Origin of the sequence: Atrimonas thermophila, assembly GCF_045864955.1 — a bacterium.
GTDB lineage: Bacteria > Atribacterota > Atribacteria > Atribacterales > Thermatribacteraceae > Thermatribacter > Thermatribacter velox.
Window position 1 is genome coordinate 547645 of record NZ_AP028803.1, and the last position, 16493, is coordinate 564137.

General features: G+C 45.6%; 13 protein-coding genes and 1 CRISPR repeat array. Of the genes, 3 read left to right on the top strand and 10 right to left on the bottom strand.

The genetic code is table 11. The features are described from left to right. Positions 1-153 precede the first annotated feature (153 nt). Positions 154-2021: a CRISPR direct-repeat array (repeat unit 29 nt; unit sequence GTTTTATCTGAACTATGTGGGATTTAAAC). 106 nt (positions 2022-2127) lie between these two features. Together ACKTT1_RS02955 and ACKTT1_RS02960 are read left to right on the top strand one after the other, a co-directional pair. Further along, positions 2128-2367 (top strand): hypothetical protein, encoded by a 240-nt coding sequence (locus ACKTT1_RS02955; RefSeq protein WP_412710128.1) that lies wholly within the window; start codon positions 2128-2130, stop codon positions 2365-2367. Beyond that, a complete protein-coding gene (locus ACKTT1_RS02960; RefSeq protein WP_412710129.1) occupies positions 2349-2726 on the top strand; it encodes an NAD(P)-dependent oxidoreductase in 378 nt (125 codons plus the stop codon). The genes ACKTT1_RS02955 and ACKTT1_RS02960 overlap by 19 nt, the downstream gene beginning before the upstream one ends. Before the next feature lie 25 nt (positions 2727-2751). On the opposite strand, the gene ACKTT1_RS02965 is transcribed toward ACKTT1_RS02960, so the two are convergent. The 9 genes from ACKTT1_RS02965 to ACKTT1_RS03005 form a co-directional block, all read right to left on the bottom strand. After that, positions 2752-3495, bottom strand: coding sequence for an IclR family transcriptional regulator (locus tag ACKTT1_RS02965; protein ID WP_412710130.1), 744 nt, complete (start codon positions 3493-3495; stop codon positions 2752-2754). 120 nt (positions 3496-3615) lie between these two features. Next, complete coding sequence (locus ACKTT1_RS02970; RefSeq protein WP_412710131.1) at positions 3616-4653, bottom strand: Ldh family oxidoreductase; 1038 nt, start codon at positions 4651-4653, stop codon at positions 3616-3618. 101 nt (positions 4654-4754) lie between these two features. Then, positions 4755-5705: a dihydrodipicolinate synthase family protein gene (locus ACKTT1_RS02975; RefSeq protein WP_412710132.1), complete on the bottom strand. Its 951-nt coding sequence runs from the start codon at positions 5703-5705 to the stop codon at positions 4755-4757. 160 nt (positions 5706-5865) lie between these two features. Next, positions 5866-6675 (bottom strand): carbohydrate ABC transporter permease, encoded by an 810-nt coding sequence (locus tag ACKTT1_RS02980; protein ID WP_412710133.1) that lies wholly within the window; start codon positions 6673-6675, stop codon positions 5866-5868. A 49-nt stretch (positions 6676-6724) separates the two neighbouring features. Then, positions 6725-7597 (bottom strand): carbohydrate ABC transporter permease, encoded by an 873-nt coding sequence (locus tag ACKTT1_RS02985; protein ID WP_412710134.1) that lies wholly within the window; start codon positions 7595-7597, stop codon positions 6725-6727. Positions 7598-7677: 80 nt separating this feature from the next. Then, the gene (locus ACKTT1_RS02990; RefSeq protein ID WP_412710135.1) at positions 7678-8940 is read right to left on the bottom strand and encodes an ABC transporter substrate-binding protein; all 1263 of its coding nucleotides are present in this window, start codon (positions 8938-8940) and stop codon (positions 7678-7680) included. Between the two features lie 298 nt (positions 8941-9238). Further along, the gene (locus ACKTT1_RS02995; protein WP_412710136.1) at positions 9239-12259 is read right to left on the bottom strand and encodes an HD domain-containing phosphohydrolase; all 3021 of its coding nucleotides are present in this window, start codon (positions 12257-12259) and stop codon (positions 9239-9241) included. 54 nt (positions 12260-12313) lie between these two features. Next, positions 12314-13483 (bottom strand): MFS transporter, encoded by a 1170-nt coding sequence (locus ACKTT1_RS03000; protein ID WP_412710137.1) that lies wholly within the window; start codon positions 13481-13483, stop codon positions 12314-12316. Next, positions 13461-14606: an MFS transporter gene (locus ACKTT1_RS03005; protein ID WP_412710138.1), complete on the bottom strand. Its 1146-nt coding sequence runs from the start codon at positions 14604-14606 to the stop codon at positions 13461-13463. The genes ACKTT1_RS03000 and ACKTT1_RS03005 overlap by 23 nt, the downstream gene beginning before the upstream one ends. A 121-nt stretch (positions 14607-14727) precedes the next feature. Here ACKTT1_RS03005 and ACKTT1_RS03010 point away from each other — a divergent pair, with 121 nt between their 5' ends. Continuing rightward, positions 14728-15801, top strand: coding sequence for a mannose-1-phosphate guanylyltransferase (locus ACKTT1_RS03010; protein ID WP_412710139.1), 1074 nt, complete (start codon positions 14728-14730; stop codon positions 15799-15801). Between the two features lie 70 nt (positions 15802-15871). On the opposite strand, the gene ACKTT1_RS03015 is transcribed toward ACKTT1_RS03010, so the two are convergent. Beyond that, positions 15872-16333 carry a flavodoxin family protein gene (locus ACKTT1_RS03015; RefSeq protein WP_412710140.1) on the bottom strand — a complete coding sequence of 154 codons (462 nt, stop codon included), beginning with the start codon at positions 16331-16333 and terminating at the stop codon, positions 15872-15874. Positions 16334-16493: the final 160 nt, after the last annotated feature.

Below are 16493 nucleotides of genomic sequence, written 5' to 3' on the forward strand. Positions count from 1 at the left end.
TTGAGTGCATTTTTGGGATGTAGCATCAAACACTACTCCAGCTTCGATGCAAAAATATCGCTTTCAGCTTCCATTTTTATTCTTTTTGCGAGGTTGTGCAGCTCTTGTGAGTTGCACAACATAAGTCTATTTTCTTTTTTAGAGAATGACTGGGTTTTATCTGAACTATGTGGGATTTAAACGACAATGCTGGAGCGCAAAAGCTTGCTTGGGCCGTAGTTTTATCTGAACTATGTGGGATTTAAACGACAGGGTTACTCTCTTTGCCTGGAGGTTGTATTTTGTTTTATCTGAACTATGTGGGATTTAAACTCCGAATGCTGCACACCATTGTTAATGGTGCGCTCAAGTTTTATCTGAACTATGTGGGATTTAAACTTATATCATTCTCCTTTCTTACCTTTATTACTCAAAAGTTTTATCTGAACTATGTGGGATTTAAACGATTGATTTTCACTCGTTCGTAAATATCCCGAACTCCGTTTTATCTGAACTATGTGGGATTTAAACCTTCTTTCCACTTAATGTATTTGTCAACGCCTTCAATGTTTTATCTGAACTATGTGGGATTTAAACGAACAAAGATATAGGATTCCCGTACGAACGGCACAGGTTTTATCTGAACTATGTGGGATTTAAACTCCTTGTTCGTTTCGAGGATGGCAGGGTAGAACTGCGTTTTATCTGAACTATGTGGGATTTAAACATCCTTCTTGCCGGGAAACTTTGACTCCTGAAAAGTGTTTTATCTGAACTATGTGGGATTTAAACGCGTGTAACTTTTTTCAATCCTTACCCCCTGAAGCGTTTTATCTGAACTATGTGGGATTTAAACGCAAACAAACAAGAGAACTGTCCGAAATCAAGACGGGTTTTATCTGAACTATGTGGGATTTAAACATGCGTCGGCCTTTGCATATTCAGACTCGCTTGAAGAGTTTTATCTGAACTATGTGGGATTTAAACCCTATAGAAAGTGCTCTCGGCAATTCCCAGTGCAGCGTTTTATCTGAACTATGTGGGATTTAAACGATTTAGAGATATGGTAGTAAGAGCCATATCTTTATCCCGTTTTATCTGAACTATGTGGGATTTAAACAAGCTACCGCCTTGATAATCGTAATAACTGAAAAATTGTTTTATCTGAACTATGTGGGATTTAAACGCCTGCGTGGCAGGCTGGATCTGAGCCGGCGCTGAGCGTTTTATCTGAACTATGTGGGATTTAAACTTATGATACGTATAGCTATTGCCATAAATTGAACCCCGTTTTATCTGAACTATGTGGGATTTAAACGTGAAAAAGCAGGCAGGGAGAGAGAAAACTATCATAGGTTTTATCTGAACTATGTGGGATTTAAACAAGCGAAACAAACCAACGATTTCCAATCCTTCTTGCGTTTTATCTGAACTATGTGGGATTTAAACATGTCAATGACGAACAACCCGTGGTCAGCATTTGCGTGTTTTATCTGAACTATGTGGGATTTAAACTACAACGAAACCGTCTACATCGAGCAACCAAAAGCGTTTTATCTGAACTATGTGGGATTTAAACAGTAGAACTCAGGGTCAGTGGCATAGAGTTTCGCTATGTTTTATCTGAACTATGTGGGATTTAAACAGACAAGATTTTCTGGCAAGGGCTTACCTAAAAAAAGTTTTATCTGAACTATGTGGGATTTAAACATATTTTTTGGTGTAGATTCTCTTGTCAAGTCTTGGGGGTTTTATCTGAACTATGTGGGATTTAAACTTAGGGACAACTGAAGGGAGTGGAGGCATTTCAGGGTGTTTTATCTGAACTATGTGGGATTTAAACTAATTTGGGATGGGAGCATATACCCATGCCATCGCTTAAGTTTTATCTGAACTATGTGGGATTTAAACTTCACAAACTCAACGGCGTGCTGGTGAAAGGCGAAGGTTTTATCTGAACTATGTGGGATTTAAACCGAACTTACATTCGAACCCATCCCGGAAGGTTGCGTGGTTTTATCTGAACTATGTGGGATTTAACGGTGCTGATTTGTAGTGGTTAAGACGTTTTATTCATGCTAAAATAACTTTGTGAGCACTTAAAGAGCAGTTTTTCTTAGCATAAGATGAGGGAGTTATTGCGCGCCGATGCTTGCGGAAAACCTTTTCAAGATAGGTTTGTTTTTCGCTTTCTGTTCTTCGCTCTCTCTGGCGGTTTACGTAACCGCTCATTTTCGGAATGGGCTAAGAGTTCACATTTTGCACACCATATGTACTTTTCTCGGTTTGTGGTCGCTGGGTCTTCTGCTGGTGAGAGTTGCTCCCACTTACCAGGAAGCCCTTTTCTGGCAGCGTCCAAAGAAGAGTTGTTGCAAGTCTCAGATATAGTTACCATTCACATGCCGCTTACTGAGAGGACTCAGAACTTTATATCTGAGCGAGAGTTTGAGCTTATGAAGCCCGGAGCTTATCTTGTGAACACTTCTCGCGGTGGACTGGTGGATCACGCTGCTCTCATCACTGCCTTGCAGAGAAAACGCATTGCTGGAGCGGCTCTGGATGTTTTTTACAGAGAGCCACTACCTGAGGGGGACAGAATTCTTGAGTTCGATAATGTGGTTTTAACTCCTCACATTGGAGGGAGCACAGTGGAAGCTCTGGAGAGGTTGGGCGAAGTGGTGATTGAAAACTGCTTGCGGGTTAAGCGAGGAGAAAGACCGCTTTATGTGGTGAATGGAGTTATTTGATGCTCACGTTCTCGTAGCCATACTCTTAGCTTCCTACGTAGCCAAGGCTACGGGAGACCTTTTTGCAGGTTTCTATAACTTTCTGAGCAAAAAGGGGGATTTTTTCGTCGGTAATTCTCATAGAGGGTCCGGAAATGCTCATGGAGGCAATAACCTTGCCTGAGTAATCTCTTATTGGAGCAGCAACACAGCGTATACCAGGTTCATTTTCTTCGTTATCTACTGCGTATCCCCTTTCTCTGATGGTTTTGATTTCCTTCCACAGTGCTTCTTTGGTGCTTATGGTATTGGGTGTGAAAACTGGAAGCCCCTTCTTCTCAATTATTTCTTCAATTTCTTCATCACTCAGGAAAGCAAGAATAGCCTTACCAATACCTGTTGAATGGAGACAAACTCTTTTGCCAACCGGGAGGGCTATTCGCAAGGATTGGTCGCTTTCTGCACCCTCTATAGACACTACCTCATGTCCATCCCGGACTCCAAGGTGTACTGTTTCTCCGCTCCAGCGGGAGAGCTCTTCCATGAGGGGCAGAGCCACTTGCCTCAAGCTCATACCCTTCCAGACAATGCTTCCCAGCTCGAAGACCTTGATTCCCAGTCGGTATTTGCCGCTCCGGAAATCACGAACCAGGAAACCCTTGTTGAGCAGTATTTTTAAAAAGCGATAGATACTTCCTTTGGGAAGGGCGGTTTTCTGAGCGATTTCTGCAGCGCTCAGTTCATTATGGTCCAGAGTAAAAGCTTCCAGTATTTGAAGTGCTCTTTCCACCGATTTTAAGGTGTCATTTTTTCTTGAGTTACGCATCATATCCTCTCTTTTGTGATAGAACTCAAACTCTGGATGAAAAACAATAACCCGCCAGTTATTATACTACACTGTGGGGAAATGTTAATCTGTTTCCAGATAACAACCTTCGAGCCTCTGTAGTTTTTCAAAGAATTCTTGAGGGATTGGAATGCCCTTTTTCAGGCGCTCTTCTTTTGTTTTGAATTCTCTTTCGCCGGGTAGCAGAATTTCATCAAATCCTGGAGCGGGAGGAAGACTTTTTATTTCGGATATCATCTGGTCTATTCTGTGTTTAAACTTTACTGGGTCACAGAAAGAAGCAATGTTGATTGCTCCTACAAGATGTCCCAGTTTTTCAGGTTTGGAGAAATCGTCTCCCCGGTGGATGTGATTACCAAAGTTTGACTCGGTAAGGATACCGCACAGAATGTCAATGATAATTGCTAAACCGGAACCTTTAGGTCCACCGACAGGAAGCAAGGCGGCGACTCTTTTGGGGTCAGTCGTTGCATGGCCATTTTCATCGATGGCTAAACCTTCTGGTATTTCTCTCTCCTCCATGGCTGCAAGTATTATGCTACCCATTGAAGTCACGCTGGTTGCCATATCGAGTACTATTGGAAAATGTTTTTCAGCAGGTATTGCAATGGCCAGAGGATTGGTTCCCAGGTAGGCTTTTCTGGCTCCAAAAGGAGCTACCCGGGAATCTGCCTGGGTCATGGCTATGCCAATCATGTCCCTTTCCAGGGCTTTCATCGCAAAGTAGGCTGCCATACCAAAATGACTGCTGTTTTTGATGGTTACCAATCCTATTCCGCTGTTTTTGGCCATTTCTATGGCCAGTTCCATTGCTCGCAAAGTAGCCACCTGTCCTGGTCCACCGTCTGCATCGACCACTGCAGTACTGTGAGACTTTTTGATGACCCGGTAATCAGGGTCGGTGTTAATGAGCCCCTTTTTAATCCTCTTTAAGTAGTAAAGGGGTAACCTGACAATACCGTGGGTGTCCACGCCACGCAGGTTTGCTTCCACCAGAGTATCAGCGACTATGCGAGCATCTTCCTTTTTCAGGCCCGCCTTCATAAGAACGCACTGAGCGTAATTGCTCAGTGCTTCTGCTTTAACAACGATTGGTTCCATTTTTTTCACCTTCTCCAGGGAGAGAGGATAATGAAAGGGGGAGCCGTGGTGGCTCCCCCACTTCTCCCGTAAAATATCGTGCATTTTTTGCCTGGTACGGTTTATTTTTTATTCCATGGTTCGGGCAAGGGATATTCGTCGAGAAGCTTCTTGGCCTGTTGTTTGATTTCTTCGCTGGCGGGAAGAAGCGGTAATCTGGGAATACCACCGGGTAACCCAACCAGATTCATTGCAGCCTTTATTCTTATAAGGTAAGAAGCACCATGTTCTCCAGCAAAGAAGAAATCAAGTAAAGGTTTAGCCTTGAGCAGTATATCTTTGGCTTTTTCATAGTCTTTCTGGGTTTCTGCCTGGTAAATAGCCACACAGGTTTGAGGGATGATGCAGGCTTCTCCAGTAACGAAACCCCTGGCCCCCATCAGAGCTGTGTATGGTTCATGAGGTTCTCCCGAACCATTGATGACTGAGATTTTGTCTCCAATGGCGTTGACCACTTTCCAGAATTTTTCAATGTAAGGGGTATTTTCTTTGAGGGCCACTATGTTGGGTACTTCATCAACCAGTTTTGCCAGTGTTTCTACCGGAATATCCCACTGGGAGGCGAACCAGTTGTTGTAGACCATGATGCCCATTTTGCTTTCTCGGGCTATTGCTTTGTAGTGGGTGAGAATGATTTCTTCGTTGGGTTTCCAGTAATAGGGTGGGCTGATCATAACGCCGTCAAGCCCGGCTTCTTCGGCGTATTTGACCAGTTTGATGACTGTTCGCGTATCAGTATGATTGCATCCTCCAAGGACAGGTACCGCGTCTCCGGCTTCTTCTTTGACTATTTTGAAAATTCTTGCCCGCTCTTCATCGCTGAGCATGGGGCATTCGCCTGTGCTTCCAGTTGGCACCAGTACCCCGGTCCCCCTTTTTATGCCGCTATCAATCAGGAATCTGGTTAACTTGCGTACTCCTTCTTCGTCCACCTCGTAGTTGTCTTTGAAAGGCGTGGTCATTACCACTACGACTCCCTTGATGTTTTCTCTTAATTCATCAAAACTTTGCATGGCCGGTCCTCCTTTATCATATTTTGATAATATAACATCACTTTGTGAAAATAGTAGCTTTTATTGCCTGACTTGTCAAGTGGGAAAGAGAATTCTTCTATTTGCAAGTTTCTTTTGGATTCTTGGCACATTAAGGACGGAACAGCTCCAGGAAAAGAAATCATTTTATGCCTCCTGCTGCCAGGCCAGAGACGTAGTAATCTACCAGTAGAGAAAAGGTGAGTACCACTGGTATGGCGGCAAGCAATCCCCCAGCCATGAGAGGTCCCCAGAAAAACATATCTCCTCTGATAAGCTCGGTCGTGGTACCTATACTCAGGGTTTGCTTCAAGGAGTCGGAAATAAAGGCCAGAGCATATATCAACTCTCCCCAGGAAAGCGTGAAGCAGAAGAGGGTTACAGTGACCACTGCTGGCAAGGACATAGGAAAGACGACGCCCCAGAGAATCCGGAGTCGAGAGGCACCGTCAACCATTGCCGCATCTTCTATTTCTCTGGGAAGGTTACGGAAATACCCCATGAGTAGCCAGGTGCTGAAGGGTATCTGAAAGGTTGGATAGGTAAGTATCAGAGACCACAGGGAATTGGATACTCCAAGGGAGTTCACGACTTTGGCAAGGGGAATAAACAAAAGAGTTTGTGGTATCAAGTAAACCACGAATATGCCTGTTCCCATAGTTTTTGCACCCCTGAATCTTAGGCGGGACAGGGCATAGGCTGCCAGAACGCTTGAAAATATGGATACGGTAGTCGTTACCGCAGCCACCAATGCAGAGTTGAGATACCACCTGAGATAATTGGTTTTGGTAAAAAGGTGTAGATAATTTTCTAAGGTGGGTTTTGAGACCCACAGTGGATTGGAATGGATGTTGTACAGCTCACGAGTGGTTTTGAAAGAGCTTAAAATCATGGCATAGAAAGGGTAGAGAACAAAGACCAGTACCACAGTAAGCAGTAAGAGGGCAAGCATCCTGCTGAACCTGTATTTTTTTCGGCTTTGTTTCCGCATGGTTATACCCTCAGTAAGTTTCTCCTTTACTTATGATCCCCAGCATAATCACTGCTGAAACCAGCAGGAAGGGAAACATGAACAGAGAGATTGCTGCACCCATTCCCAGCTTCCCCCCACTCAGGCCGTACTGGTAGGCTAAGGTGGCAAAGACTTGAGTGGCATTTACGGGTCCTCCCCGGGTAAGGATGTAGACGATGCTGAAGTCTGAAATGGTCATGACTATTGAGAAAAGTGTAATCACGAGCAAGGGAGGTTTTAAAAGGGGAAGGGTTATCGCCCAGAATTTTTTGAAAGGGTTGGCCCCATCCACCTCCGCTGCTTCGTAGATTTCTTTAGGAATGCCTACCAGCCCTCCCAGGAGGCCTATGGCGAAAAAAGGGACACCTCGCCAGGTGTTTACCAGTATTACCGAAAACCTTGCCCAGAATGGCGAAGCTAACCATGGTATTTTGGAAAAACTCAGATGGTTCAGTATCCAGTTAAGCGATCCGTAAAGAGGGTCCAGTATCCAGAGCCATCCCAGGATACCAAAAACCGAGGGTATGACCCAGGGCAAAAGAATAATGGCTCTTATCCATTTGTTTTTGAATTGGGGCTGAAAAAGAAGAAGAGCCACACCAAGGCCTATAGATAGCTTGAGGATAACAGATGCGAAGGTGAAAAGTACGGAATTGTAAACCGTTGTCCGGAAAACATCGCTTTGCCAGAGAAACCGAAAATTTTCTATGCCGATGAACTTTCCTGGCCTGTCAATACGAGTGTCGGTGAGGCAAAGGTAAAGAGACATCACAAGGGGTAAAGCTACCATGCTCAAAACAATTGCTAAAGCAGGAAGCAAAAAGGTGTAAGCAACTAACCCTTCTCTTTGTCGAATTTTCATGGTTTCTTTTGGGCAAGTCAGCAGATGGTGAGCAATTCCATCTGCTGACTTGCAGGTGCAAAGTTTATTCTCTTTTTTTGTTATTTGAGCCATATCTCTTCGAGTTGTTTTTCTGCCCACTGAATTGCTTCCTCCACGGTCATCTGTTCAGTTACCGCATAGGCAAACATGTCTGGAATTATATAAGAATCATAGGTGAGTTGAGCTTTTCCACCAGCCGGGGCAGGCCAGAGGGCCAGATGATAGAAGTCGCCTATCTGAAATACTACCTCGATGTCTGGATAGGTTTTCCAGGAGCTTAAGTCTTCGAATGGCGTGAGGTCCTTGAAAAGAGGCATATTGTAGCCTCCACTGGCTTCCACCCACCCTTTGAAGTTTGCTTTTTCCAGGAGGAATAAGAGAAATTCTTTAGCCAGTTCCTGGTTTGGAGACCATTTGGTAACCCCGTAGGCATATAAGCTGGTGGTGGAATAGCGCCCCTGAGGCCCCCGGGGTGGCAGCACCAGACCCAGGTTTTCAAAGATTTGTGGAAACTCGTTCCTTGCAGCTACCACGATACTCAGAGAGTTAATAATGTAAGAACCAACTTCAGAAAGAATCCATCGGTTGTTCCCTGCGCCGTCCCAGGACAGGACGTCTTGAGGCATGTACTTAAAGAGGTTCTTAACGTAATTGATTGCTTCCTTTGTCTGGTCGGAGTTAATAGTTACTTCCCCGTTCTGATCTACCGCGTGAGCGCCAAAAGCAGCCAGGACCTGGAAAAGCCAATCATTGGAGTCGCCGCAGTGGCTTATTGGTAAACCAACGGGATGTCCGGTCTGGTACAGTTTTTCTGCTGCTTTTAACAGGTCTTCCCAGGTGTCGGGGGGATTCACGCCGGCTTCTTCAAAATAATCTTTTCGGTAAACACCAGGTGACGGTGTATAGTAGCAGGGGACGGAATACCAGTCATTCCCAATCTTTGAAGCCTCTTCCGCTGCTGGCTGGTAAGGTCCGTATTTTTCCTCAATTTTGGCCAGGACATCATTCAGGGGAATGAGATGGTCTTTGTAGAGAGCTGTGGAATAGTTCATCAGAAGAACCACATCATGGCCGGCCCCGGAAGTCACTTCGGCCGCGAGTTTTGAAGGTACATCGTTTAGAGAAACCTTGTCGACCCTTATGGTTATTCCTTTTTGCTGGCCGAATTCCTGGGCTAATTTTTCCAGGAACTCATCTGAACTTAATACAAAGTGCGCCCAGGTCAGGATCGTTAACTCTCTGGACTGGGCAAGAGCCGAATTAGTTGCCAAAGCTACAACCAGAAAAACAAACAGGCTTAATAGCAAAATCTTTTTGACCATGTTAAACCCTCCTCTTTTTATTTAATAAAGTCATTTCTTTTGCAACTTTCTGAGATGACTGAAATACAATCTGGTTTACTTCAGGCACGGTTTATTCATCACAATATAATGATAAATTATCACTTAATAATGATATTGTTTTTTGGATTCTCTGTCAACAGAGCGATTGCTTTTATCTATTATTATCTATTTTATTATCTATTAATGTGGCAAAAGCTGAGCAGGATTAAGCATGAAGTGGAATGCCCTGTTCAAAAAAGTCTTAAAAATTGGGTGAACGGCTTTACGGTATTTCTTCTTAATCTCCCTGGCTGGAATTTCCTTTGAGAATCTCCACCAAAACCTCAACCACCTGGGGGTCGAATTGAGTGCCAGAACACCTTTTGAGCTCCTGGATAGCCTCTTCCTGTTGCATGGCTTTTTTATAAGGGCGTCCCTGAATCATCACATCATAGGCATCTACCACTGCCAGTATGCGTGCCAGGAGCGGAATTTGCTTATCTTTTAGCCCCCGAGGGTAGCCTGTACCATCCCAGCGCTCATGATGAGCCAGAATGGCCTCGGCAACGGGCAAAAGGTCAGGTGAAGACTGAACGATGCGGTAGCCAATTTCGGGGTGTTTTTTGACCATTTCCCACTCCTCAGGCGTGAGAGGTCCGGGTTTGTTAAGGATGTGAGGAGGTATGGCAATTTTGCCCAGATCGTGCAGACGAGCGAGGAGTTCCAGATTGGTCAGTTCGTCTTCTTTAAGCCCCAGTTTCCGGCCTATTTGAGATGCCAGGCGAGCCATGCGGTTGGCGTGTTTCTGTGTTTCCTGGGTGGTTTCCCGAAGCGATTGTTCTAAAGAAGCAATTATTGCCGAGCGAGCGCTGCGGTTTTCGGTCAGCTTTCGGCGGTGCATCCGCTCTACAGCCTGATTAATAACCCGGTTCAGGGGTTGTTCAAGACTGGTTTTTATCGACCAGCCGTAGCTTACACTGAGGGGCATTTTTTCCTGACTTTCTTGATTGCAGCGTAGGCTGATTTGCTGGGCTAATTCTAATAGTTTTTCTTCCCGGGTGCGGGGTAAAAGAATCATGAATTCATCTCCGCCCCAGCGCCCAACCAGTGCTTCTTGGGGACAGGTTTTGCGCAGGATTTGGGCAAGGTTCTGCAACATACGGTTTCCTTCTCGCTGGCCCAGGGCATCGTTAATGAGTTTTAGACCGTTGATGTCAAAAAGCAGAACACCCAGAGGAAATTCCCGCTTTTCTTCCAGACGTTTTATCTCTTCTTCCAGGAAAGTGCGGTTATAAAGACCGGTCAGGGAATCGTGGAAGGAAAGGTAGTGAATTCTCTCTTCGTATTGTCGCCGTTCGGTAATGTCTTGAATGAATCCTTCAAGGTAAAGTAGTTCTCCTTTTTCCCAGATTCCGGCTCCAAATTCTTCCACAAAGCGGTATTCGCCCTGGCGGGTGCGCAATCTGTATATGGCGTGAAAAGGTCTGTGTTCTTTCAGGGCTTCGTTGATGATCTTTCGGAGTGGCTCCAGGTCTTCGGGATGGCATAGCTCAGCGTAGGTCAATCTTCCGCTCAGAAATTCTTCTTTGGGGTAACCAGTAATTTTTTCAATGTGGTCGTTGAGGTACACCATAGTCCAGGCTTCGTCGTTGAGGCAAAGATACACAATGCCCGGCATGTTATCAGCGAGAAGCTGGTATTGCCTTTGCACTTCTTGCAGGGCTTTCTGGTTTTCTATTTTGTGCATGGCAAAGCCCAGGTCACTCAAAAGTTCGTTGAGAAGGTCCAGCAGTTCTTCATCCTGGGCATACGCTGTGGGTACCGCAGTCAGCAGAATCCCGTATACCCGGTTTTTGAAAGCAATTTTGCCTGCGATGAGCGAATGGTTTTTTTCCGCGCCAAGAAGTTTGGTTTCTCCCACGCCCAGGACAGGGTTCACAATCAAAGTACTCTTTTGAGCAAGGAGAAAGTCTACATGTCCTGACATCCATTCTTGTACGGTTCTTTTGTGCAGTCTTTTCCGCTTTTTTCGAGCATCACAAAAGGCAAAATCAATAATTTCCTGGTTTTTGTCAAGGAGTGCTATCAGGGTACTCTGCATGCTCATGGTTTCCACCAGCCGGCAGCAAGCTTTTTTAATCAGCCAGTGCGGATCGTCTTCCTGAGTGATGAGCTGGTTCACGTTGCGAATGGCCAGGAGCATTCTTTTAAGATACGCTTCACGTTGCTCAGCCAGCTTGCGCTCGGTTATGTCGTCAAAGACCACGCAGTAACGTTCCGGTGTATCCCAGGGTCGGTAAATGTGGCAGCGAAAGTATCTGCCAGTTGGGGAGTGATAGAGCTCAAAAGACTGGGGTATTCCAGTGAGGACTGTTTTCTCGTGCCTTTTAAACCATTCCTCCTCCATTCCCGGCCAGAGTTCACGGGCGGTTTTTCCCTGTATTTCTGCAAACTTCAATCCCAGCATTTTTTCGTATGCTTCGTTAACATAGACGACTCGAAAGTCTACCAGGCGGCCTTCTTGGTTAAATATTGGTTCGTGAATGACGAAGGCATTGATCATGCTTTTCAGGAGCCACTCAAATTCCCGGCTTTTCTGAAGTAGTTCTTCTTGGTTCTTTTTGTAAGTGGTAATGTCCCTGGCGATACCTTCTATAGCTATCAGCTTTCCTTCCTCGTCGTAGACAGGAATATTCAACTGCTCGGTCCAGAAGACTTTTCCGTCTTTACGTCGCCAACGTAAGATCAAGGGCTTTCCAAATCCTTTTCCTTGCTGACTTAATGCTTCCAGTACGTGCCGGTCCTCAGGGTGGACAATTTGGAGACCCAGTTCAGGGTTGTGGTAGTGTTCTTCAGGAGTATAGCCAGTTATGGTGGTTGCCGAGGGGCTCACGTATTCAAAACCAGGTTGGGGAAGGAGGCGGTAACGGTAGAAAATGTAGAGGGTGTTCTGATCGATTAGAGAATGGAAGAAAATGTTAGTTTCAGGTTCCGAAGGCACCTCACCGAGCAGGAGGCACAGCTCATTTTGATGTTGGCTCACGAATACCCGGAATAAACGGCCTGGAGGATCAAAAAACCAGTCAAAGGCACCACAAGGGGTGTGTTGTCTCACTTTTTCCCAGAAAAGAGAACTGAAAAGTTGGTTGAATGGAGGGCTAACAATCAGGTCACCCAGCGTGCGACCTTTTAATGCGTCGCCCGGTAAAGAAAATATCCTTTCAATTGACGAGTCCACATCGTGTATCCGGCAGTCATTGTCTTCTTTTAGTTTGTGAAGATGGATGCACGTAAAAAGAAGACTTTTGTTCTTTAACAAAGTTGATTGATCTCCCTTTTTTACAAATTATTATACCACTTTGGACGGGGGAGTTTAATTGGTTTTTCTGGTTGGTCTGGCGCAGATGAAAAGAGCCATAGCCAGAATGGGCACGATGGAAAAAGACAGAATGGTTGTGGGAAAATCGTTTCCATTGAGGGCCAGCAAATTCGCAAAGACTACTGGACCCACAGTCCCGCCTAGATTGATAAAAGTTTCCAGCCAGCCCATGGCCTCAGTTTGGTGTGGTCTGGGTACCAGTTCCCGAATGGAAAAGATGGCACCGATGTAGAAAAAGACAAAGCTCATACTCATTGTAATCTGGGGCAGAAGTACTGCCCACCCCTTTAAAAAAGGGAAAACGTAAAAGGGAACAATGCTCGTGCTGTAGCCCAGAAGAGCTATCGAAAACGATCGTTCTGGGAAACGAGAACAAGTAAGGCTGGCTATGGGGAAAAAGATTATCTGAAAGAAGTTGGCCAGCCCGATGATGGTACCGCTTGAAGTGGCGCTCTGGTTAGCGTTCTGCCAGAAAAGGGGCAAGAAAAAGAGAACCCCCATAACGGCTGTGGCCCGTAGCATGGCTGATAGATAATGAGCAAGGATTCTTTTTTCAAAGAGCCATTTTAAGCCAGTGACTCCTTCTTTAGAGGAAGGGTGAATCATATCCGCTTTCTTGATAAATTTGACGGCTGGAATGGTAATGCCCAGGGCAAGGAGTGCCGAAAAGTAGAAATTCCAAGCAACGCTGAAATCCATTAGCATACCGCTTACCATGCAGCCCACTGAAAAACCGATGCTCCTTGCAATACTCAGAAAGGTGAGCGAGCGCTCCCTGAGCTGAGAGTCTTCCAGATTGACTATCAGTTCGTTGAGGACCGGTGCCTGAACCACTATCGAGATACCAAGCAAGAAACGCATTAAGGTGAGCAACCAGAAGCTCCCGGTGAGAGGGGTTAGAAGAATAAGCATGCCCTGTCCCAGCATTCCAAGTGTCAGAATGAGCTTTCTCTTTCCAGTGCGGTCAACCAGCTTGCCCAGAAACGGTGCTCCGACCATGGAGCCTGCGGTGAGAGTACCCAGCAATATCCCGGTTTGCTGGGGCGAAAAATTCAGTTTTTGCGCAAAGAGAGAAAAAAGGGTTGAGTTCGTTGCAAAGTTGAACGAGCTTACAAAGCCGATCAGGGCAAAAGTTATGATTTCAAGATTGTGAGACCTGAACATGGTTGCTACATTTTCCAAAGAATTTTCTGAATATGGGGATGATTACCGCAAAAACAATGGAAGCAACACCCATACTGTAAAGAACGAACTGGGGATTGTTCCCGAATATCGAAGAGTAACCCAGGTGTAGCAGGTATCCAAAAGACCAGGCAAAACCCATGGATACCGATGAAGCCAGGGGCAGATGATCGGGGAGCAGGTGATGGGCTTCCTGGACATTACTGCTCATGCTTAAAAAGCCAAAGGCATCAGCCAAGAAATAAAAAGCGAAAATGAGCAGCGGGTTTCTGGTCGTTGCAAAGAGCAGAATAAAAGCGCCCATTCCTAAAAACGATACCCAGTTCACCCACCAGTTACCAATTTTGTGGCGCAAGTAGTTGCCGGTAAGGTTACTTAGGATGCCCAGTACCACTCCTCCCGAAAGGAGGCTTCCTCCCACCACCAGCTTAAAACCCAAATTGGACACCCAAATGGGGGTAAAGGTATGCAGTCCTGACATGAAGAGGGTACGTAATCCCACCATAAGCCATATGGGGAAAAGCAGGCGGAAATATTTCAGGTTAAACCCTTCCTGAGAAGTGGGTATCTGAAGGTGCTTTTGCCTTTTGGCAAGGCTGGCAAATAAAATCAGGGTTGCCAGCCAAACTGCAAGGCTAAAGGGGATGAGCGCAAAAGAACCCAAAGTAGAAATCAACCAGGTTATAAAAACCGGACCCACAGCTCCTCCCGTTATACCTCCAGATATGAAAAAAGCAACTCCGCTCTGGCGGTTGTTAGTACCCGCCCAGGAGGTTCCCAGAGGATGGAAGAGAGCGTTAGCGATAAATATGAGTAGAAAGGAAAGAACACTTAGAGCGAGGGAAATATGCAGGGCAAAAAGCACTGGTGCCAGGGTAAGAGTGGAGAGCGCTACCAGCAAAAGCAGTTTTTGGTTGGGAAATTTCTGCAGGGTCTGCGCAAAGAGGAGCTGACTCAGTGAGGAAAGCAAAGAAGTGGCGGCTACAAACATGGCTACCTGCCTGGGAGTGAGCCGGTAAACCTCTATCAGGTAGGGACTCAAAGCCTGCAGAAAGGAACTGAAAAAATCCACTGTGAAATGAAAAAAGGCAAAAACTAAACCCACTCGTTTCACCTTCTTTGCCGCTTAGACAAAAAGTGTAGCACGGGATGCTCTTTCTGAAAAGCGCTCCGGGCTTGTTTCTTTCCGATTCTTTGGTAAAATATAGTCAAAGGAGGTGATGGTGGTGCCCAAAGCACTCATCATGGCGGGAGGGAAAGGAGAAAGACTCTGGCCACTCAGCCGTAAGTCCCGACCCAAGCAATTTGCACGTTTTTTTGAGAAAACTTTTTTCCAGCTCACTGTTGAGCGTATTGCACCGTTGGTCGGTATAGGAAACGTATGTGTGGTGACACCCAAAGAGTATATTCCTGAGATTCGTAGAGAGGTCCCCCATCTCCTTGAAAAAAACATTTTTGTTGAACCTATGGGGAGAAACACTGCTCCCTGCATTGGTCTTTCTGCGCTGTACCTTGCGCAAGAGAACCCTGAAGAAGTGATGGTGGTGCTCCCGGCAGATCACCTGGTTGAAAAAGAGGAAGAGTTTCGTCGGGTGGTGCAATTTGCCTTTGAGCTGGCTGAGGAGGATAAACTGGTCACCTTGGGGATAAAACCTTCTCATCCCCATACCGGTTACGGCTACATTCACTTTGATGGAGAGTACAGGGCGAAAGGTGGCTTCAAGGCTTATAAAGTCCTTCGGTTTACCGAAAAACCCGACTTAGAGACTGCTCGGCAATTTGTGGCAGAGGGGACTTACCTCTGGAATAGCGGCATGTTTGTCTGGAAAAGCAGGGTGATACTTGATGAGATAAAGCAACACATGCCAGACCTCTGGGAAGGTTTGCAGGAAATTGCTCGCTATCTGGGTACCCCTGAAGAAGAGAACGTTAAAAGAGAGGTATTTTCTCGCCTGAAGAGCATTTCCATTGACTATGGGGTTATGGAAAAAACGCAACGGGCTGTGGTCATACCCGCTGACTTTGGCTGGAGCGATGTTGGTTCCTGGGCAGCACTTGCTGAGTTGCTTGAAAAAGACAAAAATGGCAACCTGACTTTTAGCAAACATTTGCCCATTGATAGCAGGGGTTGTGCGGTTTTCTCCAAAAAACCTGTGGTTACCCTGGGAACCTGTGACCTGGTGATCGTTGAGGACGAAGACGTCATCTTTGTGATGCCTCGCGAAAGACACCAGGAAGTGAGAAAGGTACTTGAAAAGCTTGAGGAAAGTGAAGATGAAGACTTCAGAAGGCTGCTTTAGGCCTTCTGAAGTTCCTGGTGCCCAGCCGGAAAGCTTATCTTGAATTGGCTTTGGGAAAACCGAAATTCTTCTAAGAACTTTTTATTTTTTCCGCAATTTCCCGGGCGAATCTTTTAGCTTTTTCAAGGTCATCCTGGTTGGGTCTTCCTCTGTTGATACCTCCGATTAACTTAAGAGGTCCATAGGTGTCGTATCCTCGACAGGTAAAGCTGCCCACAACATTGAAACCTTTTTCTTCAAGGAGCTTTGAAAGGTGCTGGTTGAAGCTTTTTCTGCCCATTCCACTGGTTGAAAAGACCAGGGCATTTTTCCCCTGAACTTGAGGGAGTTTCTGAATGAAATCTACAATTTTGCGGTGGTGCTTGCCAAAGAAAATCCCGGAACCAAAGCCGAGAAGGTCATACTGGAGAAGCTCCTGGGGAGTTACCTCATCAGGAGTTTTCAGCTCTGCTTTCAGGGTTTCAGCAATGGCTCGGGCTATTTTTTCTGTGTTACCGTGATGCACGGAAAAGTATATTATCAGTGCCTTCATCTTCTCACCCACCTCTTAAAAATTATTTTACCTTTTAGCGGGAACCAATTTAGTTTTTGCTAAATATAATCAAAAATAAACTCAGGAGAGCATAATTTATCCCAGGCTCCCTCCTCAAAGAAAGTGCTCTCCTGGGTTTTTGTTTTCCGCTATAATTAGG